The sequence below is a fragment of the Aquirufa sp. HETE-40SA genome (assembly GCF_054558635.1).
The window spans coordinates 110,733-128,204 of sequence record NZ_JBPXKN010000002.1 but is presented as its reverse complement, the minus strand read 5'-3'; the positions used below and the strand labels follow the sequence as shown (position 1 = coordinate 128,204).

Genomic DNA, 17,472 nt, shown 5'->3' with positions numbered 1-17,472 from the left:
TCGGAAAAGGGACCCAAAAAGACCCATTAAGGGCCTTTTTAAAAATGAAGTAAACAGAATTACTTAGAAGATAAATCAGGTTGTAACGTCATATAGGTAGTTTCATTTTCTACCACATAGGTGCGCATGATAGCCATATCCTTCTCGTAGGCGCCTTTGCCATAAACTTCGTCGTAAGCAGTTTTTAGTGTAGACATTTCATCTAATTCTTTCCAGCCATTAGGGAAGCGGCGTGAGAAAACTAAGCGGTTTTGTCCAGATGTAGTGTAAGTAGCGATTTTCATACCTACTTTATCCCAAACCTTCGGTAAGCGCTTTATAACATCCCAAAACTCTTGGGCTGGCGCATATCGTATGGTAAGAAAATTTGAACGCACTTTATCCGTTACCTCTTTCATGGGGCTATTGCTGTATTCAGCTCTGTAAGTGATGATTTCGCCACCAGTTACTCCCTCTAAAAAGGGGGAAACCTTTAGGTAGAAATCGCTTGCAGCTTCAGAGTTAGCTGTGGTAGCGCTTAAAGCGTCGCGTTGTTCCCAAGAAAGTCCACGGTTATAAATAGCAAGTACTTCATTATGGTGGCTTCCTCCAGTTAGATTGAAAACAATCCACGATAGAGGTGTGCCTGCTTTTCTGAATTTAGCTACATGGTTTTTTAATGCCTCATTAAATGCAGCTCGCTGGCCAGTTTTTACTTTGTAATACTGAAAGTTAGCAGTAGAGGCTTGAGCAAAGACTGCCGCTGTTAACAAACAAAAGGAGGAAATTAGAATTAGTTTTTTCATGGCTTAATCATGTTTAAGGTGAAGCCCAAATTTTCACCTTTTACTTGATTCTGGGAGATTATTTAACTTGTATTTTGTCCATTTTTAGGTAATTTTTGTCTATAATTCAGAAGTTAACCAGAAAATTATGTTTGAGTTTGTGCCTTATTTATCCTTTTTGACAAGTGGAATAGGCCTTTTATTCATCAGTTATTTGATTGTCCGCTTTCCGCGAATTCCTCAGGTATATTTATTGGGATGGATTATTTTTTCATTGGTGTTTTTGGAATTTTACATTTATGCATTAACCTCAAAGCATATTTACCAAATGCTTTTTATCCTTAGGACGCCTAATATTATTCGGATTTTTTTACCTGTGGTGCTTTATTGGTATGTGCGAAGCATGCTGCTGCCGGGATCGAAAACCAAGGCTAAATTATACCTGCATTTTCTATTTCCTATATTGCTGACCATTGGAGTTGCGCCAGATTTGTTTTTATCTGTGGCGGAAAAGACTGCCATTTTAGACCAATATTATGCCCAAAATAAGTACTTCATATCCACTCCCATGGGCTGGATTCCAGCCGGATTTGTACAACCAGTTTCCATCGTTTTTGGTATCGTTTACGGATTGATTTGCTTGTTTTTAATTTGGAAAACAAAACAAAAAATGGGGGCACAATATGCCTATATCAATAGGCAATCGATGAATTGGCTGAATTTATTGAGTGGAGCAGTTACGATTTATTTTTTACTTCAATTCTACCAGTACCTTAATTTGTTTTTCAATAATTCCTTCGATCCTCCGTCTCAATTCATCAAATGTGTGATTGGGATTTCACTTTTCACCTATTTTATTACCACGCCTAATGTGCAGGAAAATATGGATGGCTGCATTGTGCCTAAAAAAAAGGGGACACCTTCTATCGATGAAATTAAACCTGAGCTTCTGTCAGAAATGCAGTCGGATAAGGATGCAATAAAATTTGATGTTCAGCTGAAAAAGGACAAGGATTATTTAGAGTCCGATTTTGACTTAGCTGCCATGGCTAAATCGATGGATATACAGGCCACTAAATTATCGAAGCTGATTAAAAAATACTATGGTATTTCTTTCACAGAATACATTAATCGACTTCGCATACACAATTTTCTATTACAACGTGATTCCTTTGATCAGTATACATTAGAAACGTATATGTACCAAAGTGGTTTCGCTAATCGATCGACATTCTATGCTGCCTTTAAAAAATATGTAGGAGTGAATCCTAGTTTTTATCTAAAGGAAATGTCAAATGATCAAACTGATATTTAATAGAACATAACAATTTGCTATTTTATAATTGACTACATTTGCCTCCGATAAGGCCTATTTTGGCGAAACTTATAAGTAGGTCATGCCTAAGAATGTTAAAATATCGGTGTTGATGGCCGTTTACAATACGGACTTTCAATTAACCAAAAGAGCCATTGATTCTGTTTTACAGCAAGATTTTCAGGATTTTGAGTTGATCATCATCGACGATGGGAGTAAGGGGAATGACCGCAAAGCCTTGCTAGAATATGTGGAGGCTCACGAAGAAAAAATCATCTATATTCGCCATAGTAACCGCGGTCAGGCGGAATCCATCAATCGGGGAGTATTAATCAGTGTAGGGGATTTTATCACCATCTTAGATAGTGATGATGAGTACAAGCCCTACCATTTAAGCACTTGTTTACAGGAGATTGAAAACGTGGATTTGATTTGTTCTACCGCAGAAACGGTGGTGGACACGGTGGAAGATTATTATGTTCCTGATAAAAATGATTTAAGTAAGCCCATTCACTTGGATGATGCGGTGCTTTTTGGGACCTTATTTGGCCATCAAAAAGTATTTAAAAGCATTGACTTTAAAGGTGGTTTTGCGGCGGATTCAGCTTTTTTTGAGCGCGCTGAGATTGAGTTTAAAACGAAGAAGGTATTCCAAAGATCCTACATCTATTACCGCAATAATCCGAACAGTACCTGCGCCTTATTGAAGCAAGAACTCCTTTTGACCGCTAATTAAACATGCAGCATCTTGTATTAGCGTGCCACATAACGGGGGTGTATGATGTGAATCGGAACATGACGCTAGCAGATGATTCCTATGAACTCGTAAGGGAATGGGCGGAATCAGTGGCCGCAGCGAAACTGAAAGGCGTCATTTTTCACAATAGTTTTTCTGACCAGAACTGTGCGCGTTATGAGAATGAGTATATTTCTTTCGAACGCATTTGCTATAATCCCCAGTATAATCCGAATGTCTACCGCTATTTTGTGTACCGCGATTATCTTGCTACGATTACGGATGTTCAGGGTGTTTTTGTGACAGATGTATCAGATGTGACTTTGGCTCAAAACCCCTTCGTTCATCCCTTATTTACTGCTAACCCAGCTGCTCTTTTCTGCGGTGATGAGCCTAAAACCTTACATAATGACTGGATGCTGGCGCATGCGGAACACCTTCGCGGGCAAATTTCCGATTATAGTGCCTATGAGGAACGGTTTGCGTCTGAGGTGCTTTTAAATTGCGGTGTCTTTGGTGGTTCGTTTCCGATCTTTTTTGATTTTCTGCAGCAATTGTGTGCCTTGCACTCAACCTATAATCACGCGAATAAGTCTGCTTACACAGGTGACATGGGTGCCTTTAATTACCTAGCTCGAACACGCTTTAATGACAATTTATTCCACGGTTCTCCCGTAAATACCGTTTTCAAATTCTACGAAAACGACCGAACCGATTGCTGGTTCAGGCATAAATAAAACTAGTTATTTGCCTTATATACGCGTAAAAAATTACCCCCTAATACCTTTTTGATATCCTTGTTCGAATAGCCTCGCGCGATTAGAGCCTGAGTAAAAAGAGGATAATCAAGTACTGTTTTCAGCTGCTTTGGAGCCGAATTAATGCCATCAAAATCAGAGCCTAATCCCACGTGATCTACCCCAATGAGTTTTACGATGTGGTCAAAATGCTTCATCAATTGTTCTAGGTCTGGTTTGATGGCTCCACTCTCTTGTGGGTATTTATCCGAAACGACGGTGAAAGCATATTCCGTTTGCATGCCCGATTTGATTAAGGAATCGATTTCAGCGGCATGAATTTTACGAAAGGCCGCATCTTTTTTGGAAAAATCAATATCCACAAATCCAGAAAAGAAGTTCAAATGGATGACTCCTCCATTCTTTCCGATGGCGATAATTTGATCGTCTTTCAGATTTCTAGAAACGGGACAAATGCTGTAAGCGTTGCTGTGAGAAGCAATGATAGGTTTTTTCGTCGTACTGATGACATCCCAAAACGTCGCCTCACCCACATGCGAAACATCCACAATCATGCCCAGTTGGTTCATTTTTTGCACGACCGTTTTGCCAAAATCCGTCAGTCCCTTCTTCCCCTTAAAATCCGGATTTTTCTCATCCGCATGGGAGCTCGCCCAGCCAGGAGAATTATTCCAAGTCAGGGTCATGTAGCGAACCCCGCGGTTGTAGAATGTCTCTAGTTTCTGCAGATCACCATCGATCATGTGCCCGCCTTCGACGCCGAATTGTGCTACTAACTTTTGCTCTTTTAAGGCGCGCTTGATGTCTTTCCAAGTTTTGGCAATCACCATTTTATCCGGATTTCTCGCTGCCACCGCATACAAACTATCCATCTCGCGCATGGCCCATGCGTAAGGATTCGCCTTCTGCCCATCACACCAAACCGAAAACAGCTGGTAATCCACCCCGCCCTTCTTAAATCGCGCTAAATCCGAGTGATTTATCCCACTTAAATCCTGATCTAATGACACATTCTTCTCTATGCAGGCCGTCAAGCAATCGTTGTGGGTATCGACTAGAATAGATTTGAAATGGATGTCTTGCGCGAACGTGGCAAAGGAAAGGAAGAGAAAAAGGTATTTCATGGGTTTAATTAATTGCGTTTCAAATTATCAGTTTTATCTGGATATACAAAGTAGGCGCTATAAATCAGGCATTACTAATTTGTTTCATATATATTTGCCATTGGTAGATGAGTGGTTTCTATATGATAATTCCAACTTAGTTACGGAGTTAATGGCAGAGAAAACAAGAGAAAAATTCGTAATCATTTACAACTTAGAAAAATGGCAACAGCTAAATCAAGTCTAGTGAAAAAAAATATGTCTACCTCAGAAAAGTTGGAGATAGGCATGAAACGCGTAAAAGCGGACCTCATCGCCTTCAAAAAAGCGAAGAATTCGGAATTAGTGGTGATGCAGGGCGATAAAATCGTTCACATTAAACCGGAAGACATCCCCAATTAATTCCATTTTGATGACTACCTGGAAAACAACGAATCAATCCCTCGAGAAAACCTTCGAATTCAAAACATTTGAAGATGCGATGCAATTCATGCAGGACGCCACCCCTTTTATCAGCAAGACGGATCATCACCCTACTTGGTCGAACACCTACAATCGGGTGCAGGTAACCATTACAACACACGATGCAGGTAATCAAGTGACGGAAAAAGATCATGCATTAGCGAATTATTTAAGCGATGAAAAAATTACTACTACTCTTATTATTGGGTCCATATATACTAAATGCTCAACAAAAATCGGCAGACGAAGACCAAATCAAAGCCGTCATTTTAAAAACCTTTTCTGCGATGAAAGCCGTGGATTCTGTTGCCTTGAAATCTTGTTTCACGAGCACTGCTTTATTGCAGATTAGTCAGATTAAGCCGGAAGGGAATTCGGTAAGAGATCTTCCTGTATCGAAATTTGTCCAAAGTGTTTCGTCCAGAAAACCTGGTGAAATGGATGAGCGCGTGCTTTCTTGGGGGCCTATCTTGATAGATCATGAAATTGCAACCGCCTGGGTTCCCTATGAATTTTACCTGAATGGGAAATTCTCACACAAAGGAGTGGATGTTTTTTTACTCGTAAAAACGGGCAATGAATTTAAAATTCAGACGCTCTTATACAACATGCAGAAGTAGTCCCTATGAAAAAAATCCTCTTTGTTTTAGTAGCGTTTGCAGCGTGGAATGCTTCGGCCCAGAAGGGAGTCTATTATCCATCAGCTAAAAATTGGGAACATAAGTCGCCCGCTTTTTTTAACATCGATACCAATAAAGTAAATGAGGCGGTGAATTTTGCCATCGCACACGAAACATCCCAGCCTAAGAATTTATGGCTTTCTCAAGCGATGCAATTTGGGAAAGAACCGTTTTCTGACCCGATTGGGCCTATGGCTGATCGTGGTCCATCGGCAGGAATCATCATTTACAAGGGATATATTATTGCGGAATGGGGAAATCCTTCATCGGTAGAGATGGCACACAGTGTGACGAAAAGTATGGTTTCCTCTGTGGTGGGTCTCGCGTATGATAAAGGATTAATTAGTGCTTTAGATGACAAAGTGTTTAGCTATTTGCCGCCTATTGAGGTAGCGAACGAGGAGGCTCAGTTAACTGAAAATCCAATCGCTAGAAAATCATTTATCTATCCATTTGAGACGGAGCACAACCGAAAAATTAGTTGGGATCATTTGTTAAGACAAACGAGCGATTGGGAAGGGGTATTGTGGGGTAAGCCCGATTGGGCGGATCGGCCTTCGGATAAAGTAGCTGAATGGACCACCAGAAAGCGATTTGAACCCGGAACGGTATTTAAGTACAACGATACGCGTGTAAATGCGTTGGCCTTGGCGGCGACCTTGGTTTGGCGTAAACCCTTACCGGAAGTATTGCGCGAAAATGTGATGAACCCTATCGGAGCCTCGAATACGTGGGCCTGGACAGGTTATAAAAATGCCTGGATAGTTGTGGATGGGAAAATGATACAATCGGTGAGTGGGGGAGGACATTTTGGGGGTGGAATGTTTATTAATGCATATGATATGGGCAGATTAGGTTTATTGACTTTGCGCAAAGGCAATTGGAATGGGAAGCAAATTTTATCCGAAGATTGGATTCGAAAAGCGACCATACCTACTACTGCAAATACGGGTTATGGCTTCATGAATTACTTTTTAAACACGGATCGCAAGATGTATCCCTCTGCTCCTGCCACTTCTTATGCACATATTGGAAATGGAACGAATGCGATTTATGTGGATCAGGAGAATGATTTAGTGGCAGTAGTGAGGTGGATTGATGATAAATCGATGGATGGTTTTCTCCAAAGATTGTTGAGTGCATTGCCACAAAAGAGGTAATCTAATTTTAATAGGCATATTTTTTATTGTCAAAATTAATTTAGTATTATTGGTATACAAAAGAAACCAATAACCTGTTCTTTAACCTTAATACTATGAAAAAACTTGTTCTGCTGTTCACAGCGGCTGTTCTTTTTATTTGCAGCATCGCATTTATCACAAAATCTCTTCCTGGCAGTACGTTGCACATTGCAAAAGTCGTGGGTGCCGTTCAAGATCTACAATTAGCGACTATTGATGACAATTCTGGTGATTGGTTAACGTATGGCCGAAATTATGGAGAAGAGCGCTTTAGCCCTTTGGGACAAATTACAAAAGATAATGTCAGCCAATTAGGCTTAGCATGGAGCTTAAATTTAGGCACAAAACGGGGTATTGAAGGAACACCGTTAGTGGTGGACGGTATCATGTTTTTGAGTGGGCCGTGGAGCGTGGTGTATGCGATTGATGTACGAAAAGGAAAGATATTATGGACCTATGACCCGCAAGTACCTAAAGGCTTTGGCGAAAAAGCGTGTTGCGATGTGGTAAATCGTGGTTTGGCGATGTACAAAGGGAATATATTTGTGGGGACATTAGATGGACGTCTAGTTTCGATCAATGCCGCCACTGGTAAGAAGAAATGGGAAGTATTATCTGTTTCACATGACCGCTCCTATACGATTACAGGTGCGCCTCGCGTCATGGATGGCAAGGTAATTATTGGAAATAGTGGCGCGGAATACGGTGTGAGAGGATATGTGACGGCATACGATGCAATGACAGGAAAGAAGATTTGGCGATTCTTTACTGTTCCTGGGAATCCGGCGAATGGATTTGAGCATCCGGAGATGAAGGAAGCCGCTAAAACCTGGAATGGAGAATGGTGGAAATACGGTGGTGGCGGAACTGCTTGGGATGCCTTTGCATACGATCCTAAACTAAAACTCATTTATGTAGGTACGGGAAATGGATCCCCTTGGAATAGAGAAATTAGAAGCCCAGGTGGCGGAGATAACTTATACCTTTCGTCTATTTTAGCAATTCATGCAGAGACAGGAAAGTTAAAATGGCATTACCAAACCACACCAGGTGATTCATGGGATTTTACAGCGGTACAACAAATCATTTTGACCCAATTAGAAATCAAAGGCAAAAAGCGCGAAGTGTTGATGCAGGCACCTAAAAACGGTTTCTTCTATGTCTTAGATCGAAATACAGGGGAGTTATTATCAGCAGAGCCATATGTTTATGTGAACTGGGCTTCTAAAGTGGATATAAAAACGGGTCGTCCAGTGGAAAATCCAAATGCACGCTATGTAAAGAGTAATGAACAGATTTATCCGAGTCCATTTGGTGGACATAATTGGCAGGCGATGGCCTTTAACCCTAAAACTAATTTAGTTTACATCCCGGCTAGAGAACAATCTTGGAATTTCGGAAACCAAATAGATTTTGTCTATGACAAAGACCATTGGAGTACTGGAAATAAGAGTAATCCAGCTAATCCCACAAATAAAGACCCAAATGGCCCTAAATCATATGGAAAGTTAATCGCCTGGGATCCCGTTTTAAATAAAGAGGTTTGGCATAAAGCGGAGAAAACAGGATGGAATTCAGGTGTTCTTACTACATCAGATTTAGTTTTTCAAGGAAACGCAGAGGGTGATTTTAACGCTTTAGATGCCAGGACGGGAAAAGTACTTTGGACTAAAAATTTAGGCACGGGGATTGTTGCACCTCCAATTACGTATTTAGTGGATGGGGTTCAATATGTGACTATCGCTGTAGGCTGGGGAGGAGTGATGGGATTATCTAGTAGAAGTACGGAACAGATAAATCCAGGGACGGTATACACCTTTGCTATCGGTAAAAATGTAGCGATGCCAGTGTATGAAAAGGAGCCAAAGAAGGAATATTTAACCTTACCTGTCGAAATTTCAGACGAGCAAGTCGCGAAAGGTGCAAGTTTATTTGGTAAATATTGTGGACCATGCCATAACCTAAATGCAGGAAATCCCGGAGGAAATATTCCTAATTTAACTTATTCTCATCCGGATATTATGGGGGCATTCCAACAAATTGTAGGAGATGGTATTTTCTTGCCAAAAGGAATGCCGAAGTTCGGAGGAAGATTAAATAACGACGACATATCGAACATCAAAGGCTATATTCTAGCTACCGCGAAGAAAAACAGAGAGAAAAAATAAACATTCTAAAGAAATTACTATATGAAAATTTTATCTACCGCAATTGCCCTCGTTCTATTCGTCAATTCATCCCTAAATGCGCAGTTTAAAAGGAAAAATGAGATTGATAATTTGTTAACAAGTATATCCAAAAATAATCCTTTGCCCACCTACGTTGCAGGAGGCGTTAATAAAAAAGGGGTATTTTATCAATATAATCACGGTAACAAAATTTGGTCGGGAAAAACGCCTATCAACGAAAACCATATCTTCCGAATTTATTCCATGACGAAGGCTATCACTTCGGTAGCTGCTTTGCAATTAGTGGAACAAGGTAAATTGCAATTAGATGAGCCTTTGGACAAATTAATGCCAGAAATGGCTTCGATTCCAATTCTAACGAAGGATGGGAAATTAGTGAAGGCAACAAAATCAATCACCTTAAGACATTTATTAACTCATACGGCTGGATTTGGTTATCCATTCTTTAGTGATGGATTAGATAAATTCGCAAAGAATATGCCGGCAAATTATACGTATTCGGATTTGCCAAGGTTATTCGAATCAGGATCAAGCTGGCAATATGGAACAAGTACGGATTGGGTAGGAAAGATTGTGGAGAAAGTATCTGGCAAGGACCTGGAAACCTATTTCCGGGATCATATCTTACAACCTCTAGGGATGAGCAGAACGTTCTTTAATGTACCGAATGATTTGGTGAGTGAGATTTCCACCTTTGGTCAATTAGCTGGCGATCACTTTGTAGCTGACACCGTTTCTCAGTATAAGGATTTACATCTAAAGACCTTTAGTGGCGGCGGGGGTCTATTTAGTACCTTTAAGGATTACGCTCAATTTATTAGATGTATTCTAAATGATGGAACGTTAAATAACCACCAGATCATTAAAAAATCAACGGTTGATTTGATGTTTACCAATAACATAGGAGATTTATTTACCACCGTAACGGATCCTTCTCCTAATTATTCCTTTTTAATAAATCCCAAAACTACCTTTTTAGGGGCTAATAAATATAGTGTTGCTTGGGCGATTGACCAAATAGGAAGAAAGAATATCCAGAATGCAGGAACGGCCTATTGGTGTGGTGTTGGAAATACTTTTTATAGCATAGATCGTAAAAAAGGTGAGGCGGTTCTGTTTTTCAGTAATTCGTTCCCGCTTGGCAATTCGTTTACGGAAGAGCTGTTTTATAATGCGGAAGGAGCTATTTATAATCTTAAATAAACCTACTATGAAAGTTATTTCATCTATCCTCGCAGTACTATTTTGCATCCACTTAGCAACTGCTCAAATCCCTAAAATAGCTTCTCCTGCAGAAGTAAAGGCATTAGGATTCGATCAGAAAGTATTTGATGCATTTGAAAGTGAGGTCGAAAAATCCATTCAAAAGAAAGAAATCGCTGGAGCAGTTACTTTGGTTGCTAGAAAAGGGAAAATCGTGCATTTTGAAGCCAAAGGCCAGTCTCAGATCGAAGCCAATATTCCCATGAAAAAGGATGCTATTTTTCGAATAGCCTCTATGACTAAACCCATTGCAACTTTGGCTTTGTTGCTATTAGTGGAAGAAGGTAAGTGTAATCCCGATGAACCCATTAGTAAGTATTTGCCTGAATTTGCGTCCCAGCAAATTATGATTTCCAAAGATAGTGTCAATGGTATGTTGATTTATAAGACAAGAGAAGCTACAAAGCCGATGTTGATTCGCCACGCATTAACACATACTACTGGCCAACCAAGTGCGTATGGAGGTAATATGCCAGAAGCCTATGAAGCTATTTCAAAAAATATAGAGAAAAGTACTATTGAAATTTTTGTCAAGAAGTTAGCGAGATTACCATTGACGCATGAACCCGGTGAAGGGTGGATTTATGGCTCAGGTTTGTTAATTGCTGGACGTTTAATTGAAGTCATAAGCGGAATGCCTTTCCAAGATTTTGTTCAGAAACGTATCTTGGATCCGATGGAAATGAAGGATACACATTTCTATTTAGAGCCAAAGGATGCGCCACGATTTACCACCTATTATCAGCCGGATGGCAAAGGGAACATGTCGATCATTGATCCTGGTTCAGAAAAAAGTGCTCGAATAAGTGGACCTAAGACTTTTTATTCGGGCGGAGGTGGATTGACTTCAACGGCAATGGATTATTTTAAATTTTGTCAAATGGTTATTCAAGATGGAGAATATAATGGAGTTCGCATAGCAAAACCGGCTACCATTGCCCTGATGAAGACGGATCAATTACCGTTGAATATAGATGCGGTACTAACCATAAAAGATGATTTGAAGAATCATGGTTTCACTTTTGGCTATGGAATTAAGCGCAGAGAAGTAGGTGAAGATCCTAGACCAGCTGGAACCATTTCTTGGGGTGGATCCACGGGGCCTACCTTTTTTATTGATTTAAAACACGAGATCGTTGCTATGGTCATGTATCAAACGCCAATGACTTTTCAAATTGATTTCAAAAAGAATTTTAGCAACTGGATGATGAAGAGTTTGATTAATTAATATGATTGATGCCCCTAAGGTTGCACTAGAAATAGGGGCTTTTTATTTCTACCGTATTTCTTTTATTTAAAGGAAGTTTTTTATGTATGTTTGGGGAACCTACAAGTAAGAAAAGTCATGTAAGTGTTTGATGGTGGATAGCTAGTAGGGAATCAACGTTTTAAATTCTACACTTTATCAAACAAATTTCATTTTCCTGCTTGGCGCTATTGATTTTTGCTTCTTGCTCGAAAGAACAACTAGCGCCCGCCGTTATAACACCATCTAATTCAGTGGATTCTGCCGCTTATTCCACTGGCCGTAAATCGAATTCAACGAAGGTATTAATGCATTACATGCCCTGGTTTGAAACCAATACAAGTAGTGCTAATGGGAAGTGGGGCTTGCATTGGACCATGGCAAATAAAGATCCTAATGTCTTTGTGGATGGCTTTCCAGGGAAAAGGCAAATTGCGTCTTTTTATTACCCGATGATAGGGGCCTATCATTCAGGCGATTCCGAAGTGATCGAATACCATTTATTATTGATGAAGTATGCGGGCGTGGATGCCGTTGTCATCGATTGGTATGGTACCCATGATCTATATGATTACAAAATCAACTTTGAAAATACGGATCAGTTGGTCAAAAGGACGGCAGAAATTGGCCTGGAATTCGGTGTCGTATATGAACCCTATATCAATACGAATGTAGAGAATGTAACAGGCCAAAGTAAGTCATTGGCCGCTATTGATGACATGAATTTTCTGCGGGATAATTATTTTAACCAAAAAAATTATTTGAAGATAAATGGGGAAAATGCATTCATGGTTTTTGGCAATAATTATACGGCCACTGAATGGAACGCGATATTTAAGACATCAGGGGTAACACCCAGGTCTTATTTTTTACAAAATATAAGCTCTAACTTATCTGCAATCAATCCTACTCCCGGAGAATTTTTCTGGGTGAATTCTTCAGATGCAGCAGGCCAAAAAAGTTGGAATAACAGTTTTCAAGGGCCAAAAATTAGTGGTGCCTATCCTGGATTTAAAGATTATTATATCCAAGGTGGGTGGACAAATAGTCACCTGAATTGGGAGATAGATGTGAGCGCATCCACTTTAAGAGAGAGACTTAGTGTAGTGAAAAGTTTGAATTCGAATGTGGTCCAAATTCAAACTTTCAATGATTTTGGAGAGGGGACTATGATGGAGCCCACGGTTGAATTAGGCTTTTCCTTTTTAAATGAACTTCAACTCTTCACCGGTGTGCAATACACGACTAAAGAATTAGAGCTGGTTTATAAGTATTACATGCTGAGGACGAAATATAAATCGACTGTTTCGGATGCTAAGGCAAAAGAGATCTTTAATCTATTAAATACCTATAAGGTGGCTGAGGCAGAGAAATTGATTAATCAGTATTATAAATAAGATTTTAGTACTCCAGTTCTTCTTCGAAGAGCTTGATTAACACCTTGGCTTTTTGAAGCTGCATTTTTTTGTAAAAGTTGAAGAAGTTATCAATTTCTTGATTAGCTTAAATCCATATTCTCTCGTGTTTTTTTGTATGTTTGTTAAAATAAGCATTTGACCTATGACAACCTCAGCGATTAAAAAGCAAGTAGATAATTATCTGCCTTTGTTGCCTAAAGGTCAACAATCATTAGTTTTAGAGGTTATCAAAAGTTTAATTGAAGAGGTTAGTTCATCTGATCGAATTGATAAAACTCAATACAACAAAGAAATTGATGCAGCCGTAGCAAGAATGGATGCAGGTGATTTTATTTCGCATAAGGATGCTTTGGATGAATTATCCAAATTGTAATGAATCCTAAATACACGGTTATTTGGGAAGGAAAGGCATTAGAAGAATTTAAAACAATCCTTACCTATCTGCATAATCAAAGTTTAAATGCTTCAAGAATAGTTAAACTCAAAATGCTCGATCGGGTGGAGTTGCTGAAATCTAATCCAAGATTAGCAGAAGCAGATAAACTAAAAAGTCACCCAAATTCGAATTTCCATGCCTTTGTTGTTTTTAGTTATAGATTGACTTATCAAATTATGGAGGAAGAAAAACTTATCAGAATTTTAAGGATAAGACATACGAGCAAGGAGCCTCTTAATTATTAACCCAAACCCAATCCTCTTTATTTCAACACGTGAAACGCCAGCACATTCTGCACGTCATATACATTTACTGATTTATTAAATTGCTTGATGATGCTGGGTTGTGCTTCACCGGAGATCCAAATCTTTAATTCTGCATCAAGGTCAAATGTTCCAGCTGTTTCGATGCTGAAGCGCGAGATACTTTTGTAATTAATGGATTTGTATTCCGTCTTGGATCCAGTTAAGCCTTGTTTATCTACTAGAATTAGGCGCTTGGAAGTAAAGATAAAGGTGTCTCTGATGAGTTTGAAGCCTAGTTCGATGTCTTCGCCTTCGATGAGAAGTTTGCCAAAATCTTTGATTAAATCCTCCTTGCTAACTGTACCTGCGTTACCTAAAAGAGCTGAAAATAGTCCCATGATTGTTTGATTAGTGAGTGATAAAAAAGCCACCTCCATCGAGGTGGCTTTTGAATTTAATTAAAAGTAGGTTGTTTTTCCAGGTATTGCCGCTGCGTACAATCCATTTGCGTCTGGTTTTGAAGGCATATCCGCATCCCAGGCGAACCGCGATGGGGCGATATTGATGCCTGAATTGATTGCTTTATCCCATTCAATTACTTGCCCAGAATAGGTGGCCATTCGGCCTAAAATGGATGTCATGGTCGAGTAAGCGCCATTTTCCGCATCTGCATATTTGTATTCTCCAGCGGCTACCGTCGCCCACAATTCGTCGTGTTCGGTTTGGTAGGGATTGTTTTCCTTTGTCTTTTTATCAAATGCGTATTGCACATTTCCTTTGGAATCAAAGATCTTAGCCTCATCAAAATGTACTTTCCCTTTTGTTCCTATAACGAGCTCATCTACTTTCGCCCAGGTACCTGGAATGTGTCTACATTGGCTGTTTAAGATCGTTCCGTCTGCATATTCAAATTCGACGATGTGGTGATCGAAAATTTCGCCAAAATCTTTGCCCTTCCGCACCTCGCGACCACCTGTTCCGCGTGCACGCACTGGGTACCCGTTTTTCACCCAATTGATGACATCAATGTTATGAATATGTTGTTCTGTGATGTGATCCCCACAGATCCAGTTAAAATAGTACCAATTTCGTAATTGATAATCCATCTCGGTTTGGCCCTCTTTGCGTGGTTTTACCCAAACCCCGTCATTATTCCACCAGCAAGAGGCAGAAACCACATCGCCGATCTGTCCATCTTGAATGCGCTTCATGAGCGCTCTGTAAGAATTTTGGTAATGACGTTGTAAACCTACCACGACATTTAACTTCTTTTGTTTGGCGATTTTAGCTGCGTTTAACACGCGTTGGATACCGGCTGGGTCAGTAGCTACTGGTTTTTCCATGAAAATCTGCTTGCCTTGTGCAACCGCTTCTTCGAAGTGCATGGGGCGGAAACCTGGAGGAGTTGTTAGAATTACTACATCGGCTAATTCCATGGCCTTTTTATAGCCGTCAAATCCGGTGAACTTTCTTTCCTCTGACACATTTACCTTTTTGCTGATGGGTACCGCTTTAGCGGAAGTGTCTTTGTCTCTTGATTTCATCAAGTTCATATAGCAATCGTCCAAACGATCACGGAATACATCCGCCATGGCCACTAATTCTATATTTTCTTTTGTGCTCAAAGCTTGTGAAATGGCACCTGTTCCGCGGCCACCACAGCCGATCAAAGCCACTTTGATGGTGTCGTTGACTAAACTTTGGCCTGCAAATGCACTTGCTGCCCAAGGAGCTAAAATCAATCCGCTTGCCGTTAATCCGGTTTGCTTCACAAAATCTCGTCTCGTATTTTTCATATTTTAATGAGGTTTAGTTTAAATATTTTTCAAAGAAGGAGTTAATTTCTGCTGCTGATGGTTGTTTAGCGGGTCGCATAATGCGAAATCCCACAAAAGGAGCATCGGCATTCCACCAGATACTTTTGGGAACTTGTGGATCTCGTCGATTCCATATGGGATCCGCTGCCAGGCGGTAAGTAGAGCGAACTAGATTTGCTGGATCCTGGTAATTTCCTCCGCGTACTACGGCATCCGCATATTTATCGATGAACACGGGGCTAATAGTGGCCGTGGGATCTGCCTCAAAATGATCTAGTACCCATTCTGATACGTTACCTAGCATATCGTGTAATCCCCAAGCATTGGGTTTTTTAAGCCCCACTGGGTGGTATTTTTCATTTGAATTGCCTTGAATCCAGGCATAATCGGGTAGTTTTTCGGAAGGGATTTCGGCGCCAGCCTTGCAGGCATATTCCCATTCAATTTCTGTAGGGAGACGGTAAAAAACGCCTGTTTTCGCATACAACCATTTACAATACATGATAGCTGCATATTGCTGCATGGAATTAGCGGGGAATCCGCCTACTTTCCCCATTCCTAACGTAAAATCAATATAGGGTGGGCTCGGTCTGGTGATCGCATCTGGGCCGTCTTTAGGGGGCTTCGGTTCTGGATCGCGCGATTCTTCGAAGAATAATTGGTATTCATCATATGTCACCTCTGTTTTACCCATCCAGAAAGCAGGAACCTGTACCTTTTTTGTTTGGCCAAAAACAAAATTTCCAGATGGAATAGCCACCATTTGGAATGAAACGCGTGTTTGAGGAATCGTTTGTTCATAGGAACGTAAACCCTGCGCAAAAATCGGATGCGAAAACAGTAAACTAATGAGGACGAGGCGTCTCATGTGGGATCAGTTTATGGTTAAATAGGATTTTAGGCTCACCAGATTCATTTTCGAATACCATCAGCCGAACATTTGTCAATTTTACTAATAATTCTTCAATTTCTTGCATAGTCATCACGGTTGCTGCGGTCGCTAACCAGTCAGCTAGAGTCCCATCTTCCGCGATGGCCGTGGCTGATCGTGAGTGAGTTAACGCCATTCCCGTTCTCGGGTCTATCACATGGGAATAACTCTGGCCCCCTAAACGTACGGATTGATACGTTTTTCCACTGGTCGCTATAGAGACGTTTTTTAGTGCCAAAACCTCCGGCAAAAGCGCTTTAGATACCGGAGATTCTATACCTACTTGCCAAGGCATATCGTTCGGTCCTTGGCTCGTCATCACGATTTTTCCACCGGCATCCACCAGTACATAGGGGAAGCCATCTTGCTTTATTTTTTCCATCACTCTTTGCGCGACAAAGCCCTTACCTAAAGAACCTAAGTCTATCTGACAAGCTGAATTAGTTAAGCGAATGCGTGTAGAATCGGCTGAAAATTCCAAGCACGGTCCTTGTATTTTTTGAGCAATTTGTTGCAAAGCCACTACATCAGGCATTTGCTGAAGCTTTCTAGCCTCTCTCCATAATCTGACCGGTCGACCGACAAATACATTTAAGGCGCCAGCGCTTTGTTTTTGGGCGAGTAAGGACTCTTTCAATATCGCTAGAAACGGTTCGTGAATAGGGTAGAATGTGCCTGTCCCTGCTAGGCGATTGACTTGGCTGAGAGCTGATTGTGGTTGATAATCGCTCAGTTGACTTTCTAGCTGGGTGGCTAGCTGGAATGCCTGTTTTACGGCTTTTGAAATCCCAGTAGAATCTGTACACGAGATGGTGATTCGAAACGGGGAGCCCATTCGCTGGGTTTCGTAGGTATATTTTTTATACTGCGCGTTTACATCGCTAATGAAAAAAAGAACTAGTAGCCCGAGGATAATTTTAGCCATCAG

Annotated in this window: 18 protein-coding genes and 1 pseudogene; 13 read left to right on the top strand and 6 right to left on the bottom strand. The window is 40.5% G+C overall.

Going from position 1 to position 17,472, the window contains the following annotated elements; genetic code table 11:
- Positions 1–59: 59 nt before the first annotated feature.
- Positions 60–785, bottom strand: coding sequence for a hypothetical protein (locus ACRZ9O_RS05880; protein ID WP_459457286.1), 726 nt, complete (start codon positions 783–785; stop codon positions 60–62).
- Between the two features lie 127 nt (positions 786–912).
- On the opposite strand from ACRZ9O_RS05880, the gene ACRZ9O_RS05875 reads away from it, so the two are divergent.
- From ACRZ9O_RS05875 to ACRZ9O_RS05865, 3 genes are all read left to right on the top strand, one after another.
- Positions 913–2,079: a helix-turn-helix domain-containing protein gene (locus ACRZ9O_RS05875; RefSeq protein WP_459457284.1), complete on the top strand. Its 1,167-nt coding sequence runs from the start codon at positions 913–915 to the stop codon at positions 2,077–2,079.
- An 82-nt stretch (positions 2,080–2,161) separates the two neighbouring features.
- Positions 2,162–2,815, top strand: coding sequence for a glycosyltransferase family 2 protein (locus ACRZ9O_RS05870; protein ID WP_459457282.1), 654 nt, complete (start codon positions 2,162–2,164; stop codon positions 2,813–2,815).
- Positions 2,816–2,817: 2 nt separating this feature from the next.
- On the top strand, positions 2,818–3,552 hold the full coding sequence (locus tag ACRZ9O_RS05865; RefSeq protein WP_459457280.1) for a hypothetical protein: 735 nt from the start codon (positions 2,818–2,820) through the stop codon (positions 3,550–3,552).
- Positions 3,553–3,554: 2 nt separating this feature from the next.
- Here the strand turns inward: ACRZ9O_RS05865 and ACRZ9O_RS05860 are convergent, their stop codons facing one another.
- The gene (locus ACRZ9O_RS05860) at positions 3,555–4,697 is read right to left on the bottom strand and encodes a dipeptidase (protein ID WP_459457278.1); all 1,143 of its coding nucleotides are present in this window, start codon (positions 4,695–4,697) and stop codon (positions 3,555–3,557) included.
- A 237-nt stretch (positions 4,698–4,934) separates the two neighbouring features.
- On the opposite strand from ACRZ9O_RS05860, the gene ACRZ9O_RS05855 reads away from it, so the two are divergent.
- The 10 genes and pseudogenes from ACRZ9O_RS05855 to ACRZ9O_RS05810 all read left to right on the top strand — a co-directional run bounded on the left by ACRZ9O_RS05855 (position 4,935) and on the right by ACRZ9O_RS05810 (position 13,796).
- Entirely contained in the window at positions 4,935–5,078 is a 144-nt protein-coding gene (locus ACRZ9O_RS05855) for a hypothetical protein (protein ID WP_459457276.1), read from the top strand.
- 10 nt (positions 5,079–5,088) lie between these two features.
- Positions 5,089–5,298: pseudogene (locus ACRZ9O_RS05850) on the top strand (4a-hydroxytetrahydrobiopterin dehydratase); the annotation flags it as partial.
- A 16-nt stretch (positions 5,299–5,314) separates the two neighbouring features.
- Positions 5,315–5,758 (top strand): hypothetical protein, encoded by a 444-nt coding sequence (locus tag ACRZ9O_RS05845; protein ID WP_459458029.1) that lies wholly within the window; start codon positions 5,315–5,317, stop codon positions 5,756–5,758.
- Between the two features lie 5 nt (positions 5,759–5,763).
- Complete coding sequence (locus tag ACRZ9O_RS05840) at positions 5,764–6,978, top strand: serine hydrolase domain-containing protein (protein ID WP_459457275.1); 1,215 nt, start codon at positions 5,764–5,766, stop codon at positions 6,976–6,978.
- A gap of 95 nt (positions 6,979–7,073) precedes the next feature.
- The gene (locus ACRZ9O_RS05835) at positions 7,074–9,167 is read left to right on the top strand and encodes a PQQ-dependent dehydrogenase, methanol/ethanol family (protein ID WP_459457274.1); all 2,094 of its coding nucleotides are present in this window, start codon (positions 7,074–7,076) and stop codon (positions 9,165–9,167) included.
- 21 nt (positions 9,168–9,188) lie between these two features.
- Complete coding sequence (locus tag ACRZ9O_RS05830; protein ID WP_459457272.1) at positions 9,189–10,391, top strand: serine hydrolase domain-containing protein; 1,203 nt, start codon at positions 9,189–9,191, stop codon at positions 10,389–10,391.
- Positions 10,392–10,398: 7 nt separating this feature from the next.
- Positions 10,399–11,679, top strand: coding sequence for a serine hydrolase domain-containing protein (locus ACRZ9O_RS05825; protein WP_459457270.1), 1,281 nt, complete (start codon positions 10,399–10,401; stop codon positions 11,677–11,679).
- 200 nt (positions 11,680–11,879) lie between these two features.
- Positions 11,880–13,094 (top strand): glycoside hydrolase family 71/99 protein, encoded by a 1,215-nt coding sequence (locus ACRZ9O_RS05820; protein ID WP_459457268.1) that lies wholly within the window; start codon positions 11,880–11,882, stop codon positions 13,092–13,094.
- A 163-nt stretch (positions 13,095–13,257) separates the two neighbouring features.
- Positions 13,258–13,488, top strand: coding sequence for a hypothetical protein (locus ACRZ9O_RS05815; RefSeq protein ID WP_459457266.1), 231 nt, complete (start codon positions 13,258–13,260; stop codon positions 13,486–13,488).
- Positions 13,488–13,796 carry a type II toxin-antitoxin system RelE/ParE family toxin gene (locus ACRZ9O_RS05810; RefSeq protein ID WP_459457264.1) on the top strand — a complete coding sequence of 103 codons (309 nt, stop codon included), beginning with the start codon at positions 13,488–13,490 and terminating at the stop codon, positions 13,794–13,796. Before ACRZ9O_RS05815 ends, ACRZ9O_RS05810 begins: the two co-directional genes overlap by 1 nt.
- 17 nt (positions 13,797–13,813) lie before the next feature.
- Here the strand turns inward: ACRZ9O_RS05810 and ACRZ9O_RS05805 are convergent, their stop codons facing one another.
- From ACRZ9O_RS05805 to ACRZ9O_RS05790, 4 genes are read right to left on the bottom strand one after another with little or no spacing between them, the layout of a single operon-like run.
- Positions 13,814–14,194, bottom strand: a complete 381-nt coding sequence (locus tag ACRZ9O_RS05805; RefSeq protein WP_459457262.1) for a PH domain-containing protein — start codon at positions 14,192–14,194, stop codon at positions 13,814–13,816.
- 60 nt (positions 14,195–14,254) lie between these two features.
- Positions 14,255–15,592 carry a Gfo/Idh/MocA family protein gene (locus ACRZ9O_RS05800; RefSeq protein ID WP_459457260.1) on the bottom strand — a complete coding sequence of 446 codons (1,338 nt, stop codon included), beginning with the start codon at positions 15,590–15,592 and terminating at the stop codon, positions 14,255–14,257.
- Between the two features lie 13 nt (positions 15,593–15,605).
- Positions 15,606–16,481: a formylglycine-generating enzyme family protein gene (locus ACRZ9O_RS05795; protein WP_459457258.1), complete on the bottom strand. Its 876-nt coding sequence runs from the start codon at positions 16,479–16,481 to the stop codon at positions 15,606–15,608.
- Entirely contained in the window at positions 16,459–17,469 is a 1,011-nt protein-coding gene (locus ACRZ9O_RS05790; protein ID WP_459457256.1) for an FAD:protein FMN transferase, read from the bottom strand. The genes ACRZ9O_RS05795 and ACRZ9O_RS05790 overlap by 23 nt, the downstream gene beginning before the upstream one ends.
- Positions 17,470–17,472 lie beyond the last annotated feature (3 nt).